Origin of the sequence: Burkholderia sp. E168m22, from assembly GCF_001319805.1 — a bacterium.
Classification (GTDB): domain Bacteria; phylum Pseudomonadota; class Gammaproteobacteria; order Burkholderiales; family Burkholderiaceae; genus Burkholderia; species Burkholderia orbicola.
The window spans coordinates 1-15,994 of sequence record NZ_BBSK01000035.1 but is presented as its reverse complement, the minus strand read 5'-3'; the positions used below and the strand labels follow the sequence as shown (position 1 = coordinate 15,994).

16 protein-coding genes are annotated in these 15,994 nt (G+C 67.1%); 8 read left to right on the top strand and 8 right to left on the bottom strand.

Going from position 1 to position 15,994, the window contains the following annotated elements; genetic code table 11:
• Positions 1-65: 65 nt before the first annotated feature.
• Positions 66-1,784 carry an NAD+ synthase gene (locus AP428_RS09645; protein WP_011545936.1) on the top strand — a complete coding sequence of 573 codons (1,719 nt, stop codon included), beginning with the start codon at positions 66-68 and terminating at the stop codon, positions 1,782-1,784.
• An 83-nt stretch (positions 1,785-1,867) separates the two neighbouring features.
• Entirely contained in the window at positions 1,868-2,206 is a 339-nt protein-coding gene (locus tag AP428_RS09640; protein WP_006398637.1) for a P-II family nitrogen regulator, read from the top strand.
• Between the two features lie 178 nt (positions 2,207-2,384).
• Here AP428_RS09640 and AP428_RS09635 read toward each other — a convergent pair whose 3' ends face one another.
• Together AP428_RS09635 and AP428_RS09630 are read right to left on the bottom strand one after the other, a co-directional pair.
• On the bottom strand, positions 2,385-3,464 hold the full coding sequence (locus AP428_RS09635) for a porin (RefSeq protein WP_011545935.1): 1,080 nt from the start codon (positions 3,462-3,464) through the stop codon (positions 2,385-2,387).
• Positions 3,465-4,007: 543 nt separating this feature from the next.
• Positions 4,008-4,934 carry a LysR family transcriptional regulator gene (locus AP428_RS09630; protein ID WP_011545934.1) on the bottom strand — a complete coding sequence of 309 codons (927 nt, stop codon included), beginning with the start codon at positions 4,932-4,934 and terminating at the stop codon, positions 4,008-4,010.
• Positions 4,935-5,078: 144 nt separating this feature from the next.
• Here AP428_RS09630 and AP428_RS09625 point away from each other — a divergent pair, with 144 nt between their 5' ends.
• On the top strand, positions 5,079-5,576 hold the full coding sequence (locus AP428_RS09625; protein ID WP_012328987.1) for a GNAT family N-acetyltransferase: 498 nt from the start codon (positions 5,079-5,081) through the stop codon (positions 5,574-5,576).
• A gap of 64 nt (positions 5,577-5,640) precedes the next feature.
• Here the strand turns inward: AP428_RS09625 and AP428_RS09620 are convergent, their stop codons facing one another.
• The 4 genes from AP428_RS09620 to AP428_RS09605 form a co-directional block, all read right to left on the bottom strand.
• A complete protein-coding gene (locus AP428_RS09620) occupies positions 5,641-6,420 on the bottom strand; it encodes an ABC transporter ATP-binding protein (RefSeq protein WP_011545932.1) in 780 nt (259 codons plus the stop codon).
• Positions 6,421-6,438: 18 nt separating this feature from the next.
• Positions 6,439-7,152, bottom strand: a complete 714-nt coding sequence (locus AP428_RS09615; protein ID WP_011545931.1) for an ABC transporter permease — start codon at positions 7,150-7,152, stop codon at positions 6,439-6,441.
• A complete protein-coding gene (locus AP428_RS09610; protein ID WP_006489645.1) occupies positions 7,149-7,838 on the bottom strand; it encodes an ABC transporter permease in 690 nt (229 codons plus the stop codon). Before AP428_RS09610 ends, AP428_RS09615 begins: the two co-directional genes overlap by 4 nt.
• Positions 7,839-8,064: 226 nt before the next feature.
• Positions 8,065-8,847, bottom strand: a complete 783-nt coding sequence (locus tag AP428_RS09605; protein WP_011545930.1) for an ABC transporter substrate-binding protein — start codon at positions 8,845-8,847, stop codon at positions 8,065-8,067.
• Positions 8,848-9,212: 365 nt separating this feature from the next.
• Between AP428_RS09605 and AP428_RS09600 the strand changes: the two genes are divergently transcribed.
• Positions 9,213-9,917, top strand: a complete 705-nt coding sequence (locus tag AP428_RS09600) for a pirin family protein (RefSeq protein ID WP_011694354.1) — start codon at positions 9,213-9,215, stop codon at positions 9,915-9,917.
• A 67-nt stretch (positions 9,918-9,984) separates the two neighbouring features.
• On the opposite strand, the gene AP428_RS09595 is transcribed toward AP428_RS09600, so the two are convergent.
• Entirely contained in the window at positions 9,985-10,539 is a 555-nt protein-coding gene (locus tag AP428_RS09595; protein ID WP_011545928.1) for a periplasmic heavy metal sensor, read from the bottom strand.
• Positions 10,540-10,763: 224 nt separating this feature from the next.
• On the opposite strand from AP428_RS09595, the gene AP428_RS09590 reads away from it, so the two are divergent.
• On the top strand, positions 10,764-11,489 hold the full coding sequence (locus AP428_RS09590; RefSeq protein WP_006493394.1) for a response regulator: 726 nt from the start codon (positions 10,764-10,766) through the stop codon (positions 11,487-11,489).
• Positions 11,473-12,789, top strand: a complete 1,317-nt coding sequence (locus AP428_RS09585; RefSeq protein WP_011694353.1) for an ATP-binding protein — start codon at positions 11,473-11,475, stop codon at positions 12,787-12,789. Before AP428_RS09590 ends, AP428_RS09585 begins: the two co-directional genes overlap by 17 nt.
• Positions 12,790-12,831: 42 nt before the next feature.
• Here AP428_RS09585 and AP428_RS09580 read toward each other — a convergent pair whose 3' ends face one another.
• The gene (locus tag AP428_RS09580) at positions 12,832-13,098 is read right to left on the bottom strand and encodes a hypothetical protein (protein WP_011545926.1); all 267 of its coding nucleotides are present in this window, start codon (positions 13,096-13,098) and stop codon (positions 12,832-12,834) included.
• A 503-nt stretch (positions 13,099-13,601) separates the two neighbouring features.
• On the opposite strand from AP428_RS09580, the gene AP428_RS09575 reads away from it, so the two are divergent.
• Together AP428_RS09575 and AP428_RS09570 are read left to right on the top strand one after the other, a co-directional pair.
• Positions 13,602-15,359 (top strand): ABC transporter permease subunit, encoded by a 1,758-nt coding sequence (locus AP428_RS09575; protein WP_011545925.1) that lies wholly within the window; start codon positions 13,602-13,604, stop codon positions 15,357-15,359.
• 22 nt (positions 15,360-15,381) lie between these two features.
• Positions 15,382-15,994: ABC transporter ATP-binding protein (locus AP428_RS09570; protein ID WP_156349311.1), on the top strand; the 613-nt coding region annotated here is incomplete at its 3' end.

The following is a 15,994-nucleotide window of genomic DNA, read 5'->3' as shown; positions in this document are numbered from 1 at the left end:
GGCCCGCATCCGGGTCGATTTCGTCAGCCGTTCAAGGCGCGCCGCCGGGTTGCGCCGATCCCGCCATGAAGACCCGACTCGCTCTCGCCCAGATCAACGTCACCGTCGGCGATTTCGCCGGCAACGTCGCGCGGATCGTCGCGGCCGCACGCGCCGCGCACAACGATGGTGCGCAACTGATGGTCGCACCCGAACTCGCGCTGTCCGGCTATCCACCCGAAGACCTGCTGCTGCGGCCCGCGTTCTACGCGGCGGCGGCCGCCGCGCTCGATGCGCTCGCCGACGCGCTGAAAGCGTTCGACGGGCTCGCGGTGCTGGTCGGCCACCCGTTGCGCGGTCCGGGCAGCGGGGCGGGCGACGATGCGCGCGCGTCAGCCGTCGATGGTAATGCAAACCGCCCGATCGAGCGCGGCGTGCCGCCTACCGACACCTTCAACGCGGTATCGCTGATCGTCGGCGGCGAGATCGTCGGCACCTACCGCAAGCAGGATCTGCCGAACGCCGAGGTGTTCGACGAGAAACGCTATTTCGCGACCGACACCGAGCCGCTCGTGTTCGAGCTGAACGGCGTGAAATACGGCGTGATCATCTGCGAGGACGCGTGGCATGCGTCGGCCGCGCAGATCGCGAAGGCGGCCGGCGCGCAGGTGCTGCTGATCCCGAACGGCTCGCCGTATCACCTGAACAAGGAAGCGGTGCGCATCGACATCCTGCGCGCGCGGATTCGCGAGACCGGGCTGCCGATGGTGTACGTGAACCTCGTCGGTGGCCAGGACGAACTCGTGTTCGACGGCGGGTCGTTCGTGCTCGACGGCGAGGGCGGGCTCGTCGCGAAGATGCCGCAGTTCGACGAAGGGCACGCGATCGTCGAATTCGACGGCGCGCGGCCACTGCCCGGCGCGATCGCGCCCGAGCTGTCGACCGACGCGCAGGTGTACCGCGCGCTCGTGACCGGCGTGCGCGACTACATCGGCAAGAACGGTTTTCCCGGCGTGCTGATCGGGCTGTCGGGCGGCGTCGATTCGGCGCTGGTGCTGGCCGTCGCATGTGATGCGCTCGGGCCCGAGCGCGTGCGCGCGGTGATGATGCCGTCGCGCTTCACGGCCGACATCTCGACGACGGACGCGGCGGAGATGGCGCGGCGCGTCGGCGTACGCTACGACGAGATCGCGATCGCGCCGATGTTCGATGCGTTCCGCGTCGCGCTCGCGGGCGAATTCGCGGGCCGCGCGGAAGACGCGACGGAGGAGAACATCCAGGCGCGTATCCGCGGCACACTGCTGATGGCGCTGTCGAACAAGTTCGGCTCGATCGTGCTGACGACTGGCAACAAGAGCGAGATGGCGGTCGGCTATTGCACGTTGTACGGCGACATGGCCGGCGGTTTCGCGGTGATCAAGGACATCGCGAAGACGCTCGTGTACCGGCTGTGCCGCTATCGCAACGCAACGACCGACTACGGGCTGCGCGACGTGATTCCCGAGCGAATCCTGACGCGCGCGCCGTCGGCCGAGCTGCGCGAGAACCAGACCGACCAGGACAGCCTGCCGCCATACGACGTGCTCGACGCGATCATGCGGATGTACATGGAAGAAGACCGGCCGCTCGCCGAGATTGTCGCGGCCGGCTATGCGCAGGCCGACGTCGAGCGCGTGACGCGGCTCATCAAGATCAACGAATACAAGCGCCGCCAGGCGCCGATCGGCATCCGCGTCACGCATCGCGCGTTCGGGCGCGACTGGCGCTACCCGATCACGTCACGCTTCACCGAACGGCTCGATTGAGCCGTGCTGGGCCGGAGGCGGCCCGCCGGCTTACAATCGGGAACGCGATTTTTCATCCAAACGAGCATTGAGGGACAACCATCATGAAACGCATCACCGCCATCATCAAGCCGTTCAAGCTGGACGAAGTCCGCGAAGCGCTCGCCGAAGTGGGGCTCACGGGCCTGACCGTGACGGAAGTGAAGGGCTTCGGCCGCCAGAAGGGTCATACCGAGCTGTATCGCGGCGCGGAATACGTCGTCGATTTCCTGCCGAAGATGAAGATCGAGGTGGTCGTCGCGGAAGCGCAGGTCGATCAGGTGATCGACGCGGTGATCGGTGCGGCGCGCACCGGCAAGATCGGCGACGGCAAGATCTTCGTGTCGGACGTCGAGCGCGTGATCCGCATCCGTACCGGCGAAGAGAACGAAGCGGCCGTCTGAGCGCCGCGTCCGCGCCATTCGATTAACTTCCCGGCCGCTTCGGCCGATCGGGCCACGGGTCGTACGAACCCGATGCCCAAGAAAAAACGGTGCGGATACCCGGTTGGGTACCGCACCGATACGCGCCTCTCGCAGCAGCGTGGAAAGTGTTGTCGAATCGTTCTTTGACGGCGCCTGATCAGAACAGGTGCTGGATGCCGGCGTAGACGCCGGTCTGGCTGCCGCCCTGATGCGGGTTGCCCGTCGATACGGCCGTACCGGCGCCGTTCGCGTTCAGGCCGAAGTTGGCCGACGAGCTGTTGCGCACCGTCGCGACCTGCAGGTCGAACAGCGTGCGCTTCGAGATGTTGTACGAGCCGCCGACCGTGTAGATGTTCGCGTTGCCGCCACCGTGGTTCGCGTTCACGTGATACACGGCCGCGATCAGCGCTGCTGCCGGCGTGGCCTGCCACGTCACGCCGCCCCACACCTGTTGCGTACCCGTCACGCCGGCGTTCACTGCCGGGCCACCGCTGCCGTCGGCGCGCGATGCCTGATAGGCGGCCTGAACCTTGAACTGGCCGAGGAACACGTTCACGCCCGCGAAGTATTCACGCGAGTAGTTGAACACGTCCGAGAAGCGGCCGTTGCTGTCGCGCGTTTCGTCGTAGATGCCGCGCAACTGGAACAGCGAGTTCGTGTAGGTGACCTGACCGCCCATTGCACGGCCCGGTTGGCCGGCCGTCGTGTTGCCGTTGAAGCTGGTCGAGTTCGAGAACGAGAACTGGCCGTAGAAGTCGAGGCCGTAGAGCGACGGCGACTGGTACGACACGTTGTTGCTGGTCTTGTTCCAGTTGCGGCCGCGCACCAGCGAGGCCGTCGACCAGGACGACTGACCGAACGGGTCGAAGTCCCACACGCCGTTGGCGATCGCGAGTTCGCGACCCAACAGCAGCGTACCGTAGCGGTCGTTCGAGATACCGACGGTCGCGAAACGATCCCAGATCGAACCGCTGAAGCCGCCCGTCATCGTGTTGAACGCGCCTTCGAGGTGGAACAGGATCTTGTTGCCGCCGCCGATGTCCTCGCTACCCTTCAAGCCCCACAGGCTCGTGCCCCAGTCGCCGCTTTCCGCGCGCACTTGGTGGCCGTTTTGCAGGCCGTTCATGTACTCGATGCCTGCATCCAGGCGGCCATACAGCGTGACGCTGCTCTGCGCGTGCGCCGTCACCACCCCAGCAGCCATCAGCGCGGCCGCGACCAAAGCTTTCTTCATCATCTCCTCCATACCCTGTCAAAAAGTCAACCCAGACTGCACGAGATGCCCGGAGCGCGAGCGCCGGGCAAAAGCGGGATAACCAGGGAGACCTCGTGCAGGGCCGGTAAGCGCGGCACGCGGGCAAGCAGACGGAAAACCGTTGAGCGGTCCCGCGCAGCCGGGTCGGCCTGCGGGGTCTCCTTGTTGTGTCGTGAAGCTAAACTACATTTCACGAACTTCGTTTTGCTACTTTGGTTACTAATTTAGCAAAAATACAATTTTGTGGCGACGGAAATCGTTGTTTGACTAACCGCTGTCGCCAAATTGCCATGCAACACGGTGTGCAACAGGTGTCCCTAGGGTTCCTGATTACCGGAAAACCCTTGTCCCGCAAGGGAGACATGGATTCCGCGGGTATGGGTCAAGGATTGCCACTATTGACGTCGCCGGGGCGCCGGCGTAAGCGTGAAAGTCGCGAAATTGGTAAGTATTTCGTAATGATTCGGGCGATTGCCGACAGCGCCGATCGACGCCTGAAACCCCCCGCCCCGCAACGCGCCGCGCTTAGTCTGGGGGCGGCCGTGCGTCGAGTAACTGGGCGCGAATCCAGCGGTGCGCATCGGTGCGCGCATGCTTCGCGTGCGAGTAGACCTTCACCGTGTAGCGCGGGATCTCGAACGGCGCGGGGAAGATGCGGATCGGCGCCGCATGCCGCAGCGCCTGCGCGGCGCGGTTCGGCACCGTCATCAGGAGTGCCGACTCCGCGATCACGAACGGCGCGGCCAGCACGGTCGGCAACTGCACGGCCACATGCCGCGCGAGACCGAGCCGGTCGAGCACGTAGTCGACGACACCGCGCGACTCGTTCCATGGCGTGACGACCACGTGGCGGGCCGCCAGGTACTGGTCGAGCGTCAGCCGCCGCCGGATGTCCGGATGCGCGGCGCTCGCGATCACGACGTAGTCGTCGGAGAACCAGTCGAAATCCTCGATGCCCGGCGCGTCGGCCGCCGATTCCTCGTGGTAGCCGAGCGCGAAGTCGATGCGGCCGGCCGCGAGTTCGTCGACGGAAATCTTGCGGTCCGAATGGACGACGCGGACCCGCAGGTGCGGCGCCACGTGCTGGATGCGGGCGAGGAACGCCGGCAGCACCGCGAACGCCGTGTAGTCGGTCGCGGCGAACACGAACGTGCGGTCGCTTTGCGCGGGATCGAAGCGGCGCGCGCGGGCGAGCCCTTTCGACATCGCGTCGAGCGCGTCGCCGGCCCAGGTGGCGATGTCGTCGGCGCGCACGGTCGGCTGCATCTCGTTGCCGAGGCGCACGAACAGCGCATCGCCGATCGCGTCGCGCAGCCGGGCGAGCGCGTGGCTCAACGCCGACGGGCTCAACGCGAGCTCATGCGCGGCCGCCGCGACAGACCGATGGCGGTACAGCGCGTCGAATACGAGCAGCAGATTCAGGTCGAGGCGGCGCAGATCGGGATGCATCATGTTCAGGTCTGGATGAAGAAACTGCACTTCCTGCAGGCGTGGCGTGAACGTAGCATGACGGTTCGAACGGCGCCAGCGCGGGTGCGCGGCACCGTTTTCCCGCTGTTTTCCGCTTCACATCCGGGCCGGAGGAGGGCTCAACCCGTGCAAATCGATATCCGTTCCGCCACCGTCGCCGACGTGCCGCTGATCCTGCGCTTCATCACCGAACTGGCCGTCTACGAGAAGGCGGAGCACGAAGTCGTCGCGACGCCCGAATCGCTCGAACGCAGCCTGTTCGGCGAAGGCTCGCCGGCGCGTGCGCTGATGTGCGAGGTCGACGGCGAGCCGGCCGGCTTCGCCGTGTATTTCTTCTCTTATTCGACGTGGCTCGCGCGGCAGGGGCTGTATCTGGAGGATCTGTACGTGTCGCCGCGTTTTCGCGGCGCCGGCGCAGGGCTGCGGCTGCTGAAGGCGCTCGCGCGGATCGCGGTCGACTCGGGCTGCGGGCGTTTCGAATGGAGCGTGCTCGACTGGAACGAGCCGGCGATCCGCTTCTACGAAAGCGTCGGCGCGGCGCCGCAGAGCGAATGGGTACGTTACCGGCTGGCGGGCGACGAACTGCGCGCGTTCGCCGACGGCGCGCCGGTGAGCGCCGCGTAAACGCAAAACGGGCGCCGCGCGGTGAACCGCGGGGCGCCCGTTCGGGCGTGGCGCGTGGCGGGCGTTACTTGAGGCTGCCCGACAGGAACGCGCGCAGGCGGTCGCTCTTCGGGTTCGCGAGCACCTCGGACGGCACGCCTTGTTCCTCGACGCGCCCCTGGTGCAGGAACATCACGTGGTTCGACACGTTGCGCGCGAAGCCCATCTCGTGCGTGACGACGATCATCGTGCGGCCTTCTTCGGCCAGCTTCTGCATCACCTTCAGCACTTCGCCCACCAGCTCCGGGTCGAGCGCCGAGGTCGGCTCGTCGAACAGCATCACGTCCGGATGCATCGCCAGCGCCCGCGCGATCGCCACGCGCTGCTGCTGGCCGCCCGACAGATGCGACGGATATTGCTTCTCGACGCGCGGCGCGAGGCCGACCTTCTCGAGATACTCGCGCGCACGGTCCTCGGCTTCCTTCTTCGGGATGCCGAGCACGTTCACCGGCGCTTCCATCACGTTCTCGAGCACGTTCATGTGCGACCAGAGGTTGAAGTGCTGGAACACCATCGACAGCTTGGTGCGCACGCGCTGCAGCTGCTTCGAATCGGCCGCGCGCAGCGCGCCCGTCTTGTCGAGCGCGGTGCGCACTTCCTCGCCGTCGACGAAGATGCGGCCCGCGTTCGGCTGTTCGAGGAAGTTGATACAGCGCAGCATCGTGCTCTTGCCGGAGCCGGACGAGCCGATCACGCTGATCACGTCGCCCGAGTTCGCCCTCAGCGACACGCCTTTGAGCACCTCGTTGTCGCCGTACCGCTTGTGGAGATCGTCGACGAAAAGCTTCTGGGTCTGGGAGTTCATCAATAGTCCTGCGAAAACTTACTTGCCTTGCGGGCGCAGATACGCGAGCCAGCGACGCTCGGCCTGGCGGAACAGCCACACGAGCGTGAACGAGATCACGAGGTAGAGCAGGGCGGCGATGCCGAACGCGTGGAACGACATGTAGGTCGCCGAGTTCACGTCGCGCGCGATCTTCAGGATGTCGGGCACGGTCGCGGTGAAGGCCACCGTCGTCGCGTGCAGCATCAGGATCACTTCGTTGCTGTACAGCGGCAGCGCGCGGCGCAGCGCCGACGGCAGGATCACGCGGCGATACATCGTGAACGGCGACATCCCGTACGCGCGCGCGGCTTCGATCTCGCCGTACGACGTCGCCTTGATCGCGCCCGCGAAGATTTCGGTGGTGTACGCGCAGGTGTTCAGCGTGAACGCGAGCAGCGTGCAGTGCATCCCGTCGCGGAAAAACGCATCGAGCATCGGCGTGCCGCGCACGGCCTGCAGGCTGTAGAGGCCCGTGTAGCAGAGCAGCAGCTGCACGTAGAGCGGCGTGCCGCGGAACACGTACGTGTACAGCCATACGGCGCCCGACAGCCACTTCCGCTTCGACACGCGCGCGACGGCGAGCGGCACCGACAGGCAGAAGCCGAGGCCGATCGACACGACCAGCAGCCACAGCGTGATCGCGACACCGGTGATGCGATAGCCGTCGGTGTACAGATAGTTGCGCCAGTATTCTTGGATGAGTTCGATCATAGGTCAGCCTTGCGGACACCGGTCGAGTAGCGCTTTTCGAGCCACATCAGCACGAAGTTCGAGATCGTCGTGATGGCGAGGTAGACCGCTCCCGCGATCAGCGTGAAGAAGAAGAACCGCAGCGTGCCCTTGCCGGCGTCCTGCGACGCCTTCACGACGTCGGCCAGGCCGATGATCGACACGAGCGCGGTCGACTTCACGAGCACCTGCCAGTTGTTGCCGATGCCCGGCAGCGCGAAGCGCATCATCTGCGGGAACATGATCCGCGTGAACACCTGCCAGTTCGTCATCCCGTAGGCGCTGCCGGCCTCGAGCTGGCCGCGCGGCACCGACAGGAACGCGCCGCGGAACGTCTCGGTGAAGTACGCGCCGTAGATGAAGCCGAGCACGAGCACGCCGGCGAGGAACGGGTCGATGTCGATCTGGTCCCAGCCGAGCGCGTCGGTCGCCATGTTCAGCCAGATCTGCAGGCTGTAGAACAGCAGCAGCATCAGCACGAGATCGGGTACGCCGCGGATCAGCGTCGTGTAGACGGTGCCGACGCCGTTCGTCACGCGGTTGCGCGACAGCTTCGCGCCGGCGCCGAGCAGCCCCAGCAGGAACGACAGCGCAAGCGAAAGCACCGCCAGTTTGACGGTTTGCCAGGTGCCGGCGAGGATCAGCGGGCCGTAGCCTTGTAGAAACATATGTGGTCCCTGGTGTGGTCCCTGACGGTGCACGTCGTGCGCCGCGAAAGACGCGCCCGCCAAGCTGCGCGGAACGCCCCGTGCGTATCATGACCGTCCGCCCCGGCAACGGTGCCGGGCGAGCCCGTCGCGCGAACGGCGGGCAAGGGGGCGGGCGGCGCGTGGTTGACTGCCTGTACTGCCCGGACGCGGGGCCGCCCCCGCATCCGCTGCTGCTTGTCGACGTTCAGCGGGCCGGCGCCGAGTAGACGCTGAACGAGAAGTACTTGTGCGACAGCCGGTCGTACGTACCGTCCTTGTGCATGTCGGCCAGCGCCTGGTTGATTCTCAGCTTCAGGTCGGTATCTTCCTTGCGCAGGCCGATCGCGGTGCCGTCGCCGATCGTCTTCGGATCCTTCACTTCCGGCCCGGCGAACGCGAAGCCCTTGCCGCGCGGCGTGCGCAGGAAGCCGTAGTCGGCCTGCAGTTCATCCTGCAGCGTCGCGTCGAGGCGGCCCGTGCCGAGATCGGCATAGACCTGGTCCTGGTTCTGGTAAGGAACGATCGTCACGCCCTGCGGTTCCCAGTACGCCTTCGCGTAGGTTTCCTGCGTGGAGCCCTGCTCGACGCCGACGCGCTTGCCCTTGAGCGACGCGACCGTCGGCAGCAGCGGCGAGCCGGTTTTCGCGATCATCCGCGCGGGTGCGTCGTACACCTTGTCGGAGAAGTCGATCTGCTCGCGACGCTTGTCCGTCACGGTCAGCGACGACACGATGACGTCGTACTTCTTCGCCTTCAGCGCCGGGATGATCCCGTCGAGATCCTGCGCCACCCACACGCACTTCACGTTGATCCGCTTGCAGATTTCCTTGGTGAGATCGACGTCGAAACCGACGATCTCGCCGCTCGGCGCGGTCGACTCGAACGGCGGGTAGCTGGCATCGACGCCGATCCGCACGGTCTTCCACTCCTTCGCGAAGGCGCTGCCCGCCACGAGGGCGAGGGCGGCGCACAGGGCGGCCTTCTTCATTTCCATCCTTCTGTTGCTGACTTTCCGGGGGCGCTCGCGGCCGGTCGAACCGGGCGCCGCGGCGTATTCTAGACGGCCAAAAATCGCCGATCGGCGCTCTGGCGTTGGCGACCGCCGGAAGGGCGAACGCCAAAAGGGCGGTATTTTACCCGAACGCGATACCCGGAAAACGGCAATCCGGCGCGGTCGACCGATTCCTCGATTCGGCTGTTGCGGCAATCGAGGTATTCGCAACGAATATTTCGGCAATTGGTTGTGCGGGTGCAACGATGCGGTGCGCGGGCGGCGGATTGTGGCGCTGCCGGCCTCCCCTTACAGTGGAGGTAAACCCGAACAGAACATCCGCGCCCCGAGCGTCCGCCCCAATGTTCCAGATCCTGCGCGCCGAAGACCGCTGCCGCACGCACCACGGCTGGCTCGAATCGAGTCACAGCTTTTCGTCCGTCTGCCGCGACGGGCATGCGCCGGTGCGTCCGCCCGTCGGCGCGCTGTGCGTGCTGAGCGAGGACCGGATCGCGCCGACGCGCGGTTTCGGGATGCAGCCGCGCCGCGACGTCGAAATCCTCACCTACGTGCTGGATGGCGAGCTCGCGCACCGCGACAGCCTTGGCTGCGGCGCGATCGTCCGGACTGGCGGCATTCAGCGGATGAGCGCCGGCACGGGGCTCGTGCACAGCGAAACCAACGCGTCGCGCGACCGGCCGCTGCATCTGCTGCAGATCTGGCTGCAGCCGGCCGAACGGGGCGGGCGGCCCGGCTACGAGGAACGGCGTTTCGCCGATGACGAGAAGCGCGGCCGGCTGAGGCTCGTCGCGGCGCCCGACGGCGGCGACGGCGCGCTGTCGGTGCGGGCCGACGCCCGCATCTTCGCGGGGCTGATCGACGGCGACGAGACGGCGGCGTTCGACGTGCCGGCCGGACGCAGCATCTACGTGCACGTCGTGCGCGGCGAGGTCGAGGTCAACGGCCGCGCGCTGGCGGCCGGCGACGGCGCGCGGATCGGCGGCGTGGATGCGGTGGCGTTCGCGCGTGGCCGCACGGCCGAGGTGCTGCTGTTCGACGTCGCCTGAAACGAAAAGGGGACGCAGGCTGGTGCCTGCGTCCCCTTCGATGCCGCTGCGGGAGCGGCCCGCCGGCTTACTGCGCCGGCGCCGACGCGCCCTTCGCGGCCGCGCGATGCTGCTCCCAGCGCTCCTTCATCTTCTCGTGGCGCTGCTCCATCTTCGCGAACTGCTGCTTGAGCGCCGTGCTGACCATCGTCTTCTGCTGGTCGTTCAGCCCGTTGTAGAACGTGAGCCACGCGGCGGACGTCTGCTCGCGCAGTTGTGCGTTCTGCGCCTCCGCCTGCTGGCGTGCCGAGTGCATCGCGCTCAGGTCGAGGATCGGCTGGTTCTGCTGCGCCTTGAACTGCTCGCGCATCTGCTCGTGGCTCTTGCGCATCGCGTCACGGTTCTGCTTCATCGTGTTGACGGCTGCCTGCCATTGCTGTTCCTGCGACGCGTTGAGCTTCAGCTGGTCGTGCAGTTTCATGATCGCGCCGAACGGGCCGCCTTCGTGCCCGCCGTGCATCTGGTGCATGCCGGGGCCGCCCGGCGGCGGCACGTCGGTGGGTTGCGCGGCATGCGCGGTGCCGAATGCGAGAGCGAGCACGGTGGCGGCCGCGATGGCCACGCGGGAAGTCTTCTTATACATTTCAGAAACTCCTTGTATCCAAAGGGTCCGGCGATGCGGTGCCGGGAAAGTCGGGTACCGCATCCGGTAAGACGCAGGTTAGCGATGCAGGCCCCGGCGGGTGTTACGCGGGGTGGCGGCCCGGTTACCGCGCATTACAGTTCCCTTGCGCGGTAACCCGCAGTAACCCTTTCGCCCCTTTGTTTCGTTCTTCGACTCCGCCCTCGCGCGGTAAACTTCGAGCCATGACTACCCAGATCCTCATCGTCGACGACGACCAAGAACTCCGAGACCTGCTGCGCGACTATCTCGTGCGCCAGGGGATGGAAGTGTCCGTGCTGCACGACGCAGCGACGCTCGAGAAGCGCCTCGAGCGCGAGCGGCCCGACCTGATCGTGCTGGACCTGATGATGCCGGGCGTGGACGGCCTGACCGCGCTGCGCCAGTTGCGCGCGGCCGGCGACGACATCCCCGTGATCATGCTGACCGCGCGGGCGGACGACGTCGACCGCATCGTCGGGCTCGAGCTCGGCGCGGACGACTACCTCGGCAAGCCGTTCAATCCGCGCGAGCTGCTCGCGCGCGTGCAGGCCGTGCTGCGCCGCCGCCGCGCGACGCCGTCGGCGGCCGCGCCCGAGCAGCGCGAGCCGTTCGCGTTCGGCCGCTTCCTGCTCGACTTCCAGGCGCGCACGCTGTCGGTCGACGGCAAGCCGGCCACGCTGTCGAGCAGCGAATTCGCGCTGCTGAAGATCTTCGTGAACCACGCGCTGCGCACGCTCACGCGCGAGCGGCTGCTCGAGCTGCTGCACGGGCCCGAGTACGACGGCACCGACCGCGGCATCGACGTCCAGGTGTGGCGCCTGCGCCGCATCCTCGAAACGGATCCGTCGACGCCGCGCTTCATCCAGACGGTCCGCGGGCGCGGCTACGTGTTCGTGCCCGACGGCGAGGCCCATGCGCAAACCCATTGATTCACTGTTCGGGCGGCTGGCGCTGCTCGTCGTCGGTGTCCTGCTCCTGTCGCACTTCGCGTGGTTCTTCGCGATGCGGCTCGAGCGCAACCAGATGCAGACGCGTTATGCGGTCGAGGAAGCCGCATTCCTCGTCGACGCGGTGCGCCAGCACATCGAGCGTACGCCCGACCAGCCGTTGCCGTCGCGCGTGCGGCTCGTGTCGCCCGATAGTGCCGATGTGCCGAAGAGCGGCGATTCGGGGCTGCCGCCGCCGCTGAAGCGGTTCCGCGACGACGTGAGCGAGCGCATGCCGCCCGGCACGCAGGTCGAGATCGGCACGCCCGGCCATCCGCCGGTGCTGTGGGTGAAGGAGCCGACCGACCGCAACTGGATCGTGGTGCCCGTGCAGCCGCTGCGGCCGCCGCGCTCGCTCGACCGGATGCTGCTGTGGCTCGGCACGATCTTCTCGGCCGGCGTGATCGCCGCGCTGTTCGCGGCCTGGCAGTTGCAGCAGCCGCTGCGCTCGCTCGCGCGCGCGGTCGCGCGTTTCGGTCGCGGGCAGCCGGTGCCGCCGCTGCGCGAGCGCGGCCCGCGCGAGCTGCGCCAGCTCACGCACGGCTTCAACCAGATGGTGGAGCAGGTGTCGCAGGCCGAGAGCGATCGCGCGGTGATGCTGGCCGGCGTCGCGCACGACCTGCGCACGCCGCTCGCGCGGATGCGCCTGCGGGCCGAAATGATGGACGACGCACGGCTGCGCGACGGCGTCGTGCGCGACGTCGACTCGATGTCGCACATCGTCGACCAGTTCCTGGTGTTTGCGCACGGCGGGGCCGACCGCAGCGAGCCGGTGCCGGTCGACCAGGCGTGCGAGCGGATCGCGCGTAGCTATCGTGCGGTTGCGCCGAATGCGCCGACGGTCCAGACGCGGCTGGAGGCCGATCCCGGCTTCCGGCTGCCGACGGCGACGCTCGACCGGATCTTGTCGAACCTGCTGGACAACGCGCATGCGTACGGTGCACCGCCCGTATTCGTCGAGACGGCGCGCACGCCGGCCGGCTACGTGCTGTCGGTCAGCGACAGCGGCGGCGGCATCGCGCCGCGCGACCTCGCGGCCGCCACGCGGCCGTTCGTGCGGCTCGATCCCGCGCGCGGCGGGAACGGCCACAGCGGGCTCGGGCTCGCGATCGTCGAGCGGCTCGTGCTCAGGCTGGGGGGCGCGTGCGACATCGGCAATCGCCCCGAGGGCGGCCTGCGGGTATCGATGACGTTCCCGTTCGACGCCGTGCCGAAGGACGAACCCCACGCACAGGCCGCATGAGCGGCCGCGGCGCCTGCCCGGGCGGGCAAGCGCCGCGCGGCATCATTCGCCGAACAGCGTGCCGAGCGTCTCCGCCGCGTTGCTGTCGATCGTGTTGTAGGTCACCGTGGTGGCCTCGAAGATATAGACCGTCGTATACCGGCCAAGGCGCTCCAGGATTTCCTCCTGCAACGATTCCGGCACGACGTTCATGTTCAGGTACCACGCCGTGGACGACAGCCGCGTCTGGAACGACCCGTACTCCTGCATGAGTTCATAGAACGCGTCGGCATCCTGATCGCGACAGACGATCACCAAGTTTCCTGCCATTCCCTTCCTCCCGCTCGTCGGTCGATCCCCGGGGCCGGTATACAGACGGCGCGTGCGCATTGCGGCGGCACGGCCGAAACGGACCCGGGGGCTAGCCCCGATCATACCTGCTTCGCCGTATCCGGCTGCTGATGCCGGACACGGTTTGTGCCCGCGTGCGGGGGGCGGGTTCACGGCCGGGCCGGATCACGGCATAATTCGGGCCTGCGCGCCGGCCGCACGACCGCGGCCGGGTCGTTCCGTACCGCGCGCCCGTCATCCGCCCACGCGCCGGGCACGATCCATGCGCTGCCTAGCCGTCCCGGGACGGTTGTACCTGAAATACAGGTTGGTGTAGTGTCGTGCCGTCGCGGCCCGGCTCGCCCGGCCGCGGCAGCGCATGCGCGCACGGCGCGCCGCGCGTGCGCGGCATCGCCAGTCAATCGAATTACCGCGCCCGTGCGCTTTGCCATGAATCAACATCGACTGCCGGCTTCGTTCGGCCTTACCGGGGAGGGCGCCTGATGAACGTCGGATTCTTCAATCCGAACCGGACCGCCAACGCATCCGCGTGGCGCGTGTTGCCGAACCGGTGGGACTTCATCGCATTTCCGCTGATCATCTGCCTGATCGCGATGGCGGTGGTCGGCTTTCACGAAACGATGGCGCCGATCGGCGTGCTGCAGACGCAGAAGATCTCGCTCGATCCGTCGAACCTGCCCGAATACGCGCTGCGCACCACGCTGCGGATGCTCGCCGCGATGGTCGCGTCGCTGGCGTTCACGCTCGTCTACGGCACGCTCGCGGCCAAGAGCCGCCGCGCGGGCATGGTGCTGATCCCGATCCTCGACATCCTGCAGTCGGTGCCGGTGCTCGGCTTCATCTCGTTTACGGTCACGTTCTTCCTCGCGCTGTTCCCGAGCCGCGTGCTCGGCGCCGAGCTGGCCGCGATCTTCGCGATCTTCACGAGCCAGGCGTGGAACATGACGTTCAGCTTCTACCAGTCGCTGCGCACGGTGCCGCGCGACCTGGACGAAGTGTCGCGCGGCTTCCACCTGACGTCCTGGCAGCGCTTCTGGAAGCTCGAAGTGCCGTTCTCGATGCCGGGCCTGATCTGGAACATGATGATGTCGATGTCGGGCGGCTGGTTCTTCGTCGTCGCGTCGGAGGCGATCACCGTCGGCAACCAGACGATCACGCTGCCGGGCATCGGCGCGTATCTCGCGCAGGCGATCTCCGACAAGAACTTCGGCGCGATCGGCTGGGTGATCCTGACGATGACGGTCGTGATCCTCGCGTATGACCAGCTCCTGTTCCGCCCGCTCATCGCGTGGGCCGACAAGTTCCGGATGGAGAACACCGCGTCGGGCGATGCGCCGCAATCGTGGCTGCTCGACCTCGTGCGCCGCACGCGGCTGATCCATCAGTTGCTCGTGCCGGCCGGCTGGTTCTTCGCGAAGGCCGCTCGGATTCCGCTGCGCCTGCCGCTGTCGGGCGCGATGCGTTTCACGCTGCCGAAAGTCGAGAAGAAGGCGTCGCGCACGGTCGACATCGCGTGGGCCGGGCTCGTGCTGATCGGCACGGCCTATATCGTGTGGCGCGTCGTCAGCTTCGTCGCGACCGGCGTGACGATGGCCGAGGTCGGCCACGTACTCGTGCTCGGGCTCATCACGCTGCTGCGCGTGGTCGTGCTGATCTCGATCGCGTCGGTGATCTGGGTGCCGATCGGCGTGTGGGTCGGGCTGCGCCCGAAGCTGGCCGAGAAGCTGCAGCCGCTCGCGCAGTTCCTCGCCGCGTTCCCGGCGAACCTGCTGTTCCCGGTGTTCGTGATCGTGATCGCGCGCTTCCACCTGAACGCGGACATCTGGCTGTCGCCGCTGATCGTGCTCGGCACGCAGTGGTATATCCTGTTCAACGTGATCGCCGGCGCGACGTCCTACCCGAACGACTATCGCGAAGCGGCGACCAACTTCCGTATCCGCGGCTGGCAGTGGTGGCGCCAGGCGATCCTGCCCGGCATCTTCCCGTACTACGTGACGGGCGCGATCACCGCATCGGGCGGCGCGTGGAACGCGAGCATCGTGTCGGAAGCCGTGCAGTGGGGCAGCACCCGAATCGAGGCGCACGGCCTCGGCGCCTACATCGCGCAGACCACCGCCGCCGGCGATTTTCCGAAGATCATCCTGGGCATCGCCGTGATGTCCCTGTTCGTCACCCTGTTCAACCGCCTGCTGTGGCGCCCGCTGTATGCCTTCGCCGAAGCGAAGCTGCGGCTCGACTGAGACCGATTGAGAGCGAAACGCGATGCACAATCCGAATGCTGTAAACGCCCCCGTCCAGACGTCCCAGCCGCCGCGCCTCGGTGAAGAAATCCTGCGCGTCGATCACGTCTGCCGCGGCTTCAACAAGACGCAGGGCGAACTGCTCGTGCTCGACGACGCGAACCTGTCGCTGCGCGAAGGCGAGATCGTTGGCCTGCTCGGCCGCTCGGGCTCGGGCAAATCGACGCTGTTGCGCATCATCGCCGGCCTGATCGAGCCGACCGGCGGCGAAGTGACCTACCTCGGCAAGCCGCTGCGCGGCCCGGCCGAAGGCGTCGCGATGGTATTCCAGACCTTCGCGCTGTTCCCGTGGCTCACCGTGCTGCAGAACGTGGAAGCCGGGCTCGAAGCGCTCGGCGTCGGCGCGCGCGAGCGGCGCGAGCGTGCGCTGGCCGCGATCGACCTGATCGGTCTCGACGGTTTCGAGAACGCGTATCCGCGCGAGCTGTCGGGCGGGATGCGCCAGCGCGTCGGCTTTGCGCGCGCGCTCGTCGTCGACCCGACCATTCTGCTGATGGACGAGCCGTTTTCCGCGCTCGACGTGCTGACGGCTGAAACGCTGCGTACCGATTTGCTGGACCTGTGGACGCAAGGCC

What these genes read in the sequence shown, in the direction of transcription:
- AP428_RS09645 (WP_011545936.1), top strand. Translation starts at nt 66, where the DNA reads ATGAAGACCCGACTCGCTCTCGCCCAGATCAACGTCACCGTCGGCGAT.
- AP428_RS09640 (WP_006398637.1), top strand. Translation starts at nt 1,868, where the DNA reads ATGAAACGCATCACCGCCATCATCAAGCCGTTCAAGCTGGACGAAGTC.
- AP428_RS09635 (WP_011545935.1), bottom strand. Translation starts at nt 3,464, where the DNA reads ATGATGAAGAAAGCTTTGGTCGCGGCCGCGCTGATGGCTGCTGGGGTG.
- AP428_RS09630 (WP_011545934.1), bottom strand. Translation starts at nt 4,934, where the DNA reads ATGATGCATCCCGATCTGCGCCGCCTCGACCTGAATCTGCTGCTCGTA.
- AP428_RS09620 (WP_011545932.1), bottom strand. Translation starts at nt 6,420, where the DNA reads ATGAACTCCCAGACCCAGAAGCTTTTCGTCGACGATCTCCACAAGCGG.
- AP428_RS09615 (WP_011545931.1), bottom strand. Translation starts at nt 7,152, where the DNA reads ATGATCGAACTCATCCAAGAATACTGGCGCAACTATCTGTACACCGAC.
- AP428_RS09610 (WP_006489645.1), bottom strand. Translation starts at nt 7,838, where the DNA reads ATGTTTCTACAAGGCTACGGCCCGCTGATCCTCGCCGGCACCTGGCAA.
- AP428_RS09605 (WP_011545930.1), bottom strand. Translation starts at nt 8,847, where the DNA reads ATGAAGAAGGCCGCCCTGTGCGCCGCCCTCGCCCTCGTGGCGGGCAGC.
- AP428_RS09600 (WP_011694354.1), top strand. Translation starts at nt 9,213, where the DNA reads ATGTTCCAGATCCTGCGCGCCGAAGACCGCTGCCGCACGCACCACGGC.
- AP428_RS09595 (WP_011545928.1), bottom strand. Translation starts at nt 10,539, where the DNA reads ATGTATAAGAAGACTTCCCGCGTGGCCATCGCGGCCGCCACCGTGCTC.
- AP428_RS09590 (WP_006493394.1), top strand. Translation starts at nt 10,764, where the DNA reads ATGACTACCCAGATCCTCATCGTCGACGACGACCAAGAACTCCGAGAC.
- AP428_RS09585 (WP_011694353.1), top strand. Translation starts at nt 11,473, where the DNA reads ATGCGCAAACCCATTGATTCACTGTTCGGGCGGCTGGCGCTGCTCGTC.
- AP428_RS09580 (WP_011545926.1), bottom strand. Translation starts at nt 13,098, where the DNA reads ATGGCAGGAAACTTGGTGATCGTCTGTCGCGATCAGGATGCCGACGCG.
- AP428_RS09575 (WP_011545925.1), top strand. Translation starts at nt 13,602, where the DNA reads ATGAACGTCGGATTCTTCAATCCGAACCGGACCGCCAACGCATCCGCG.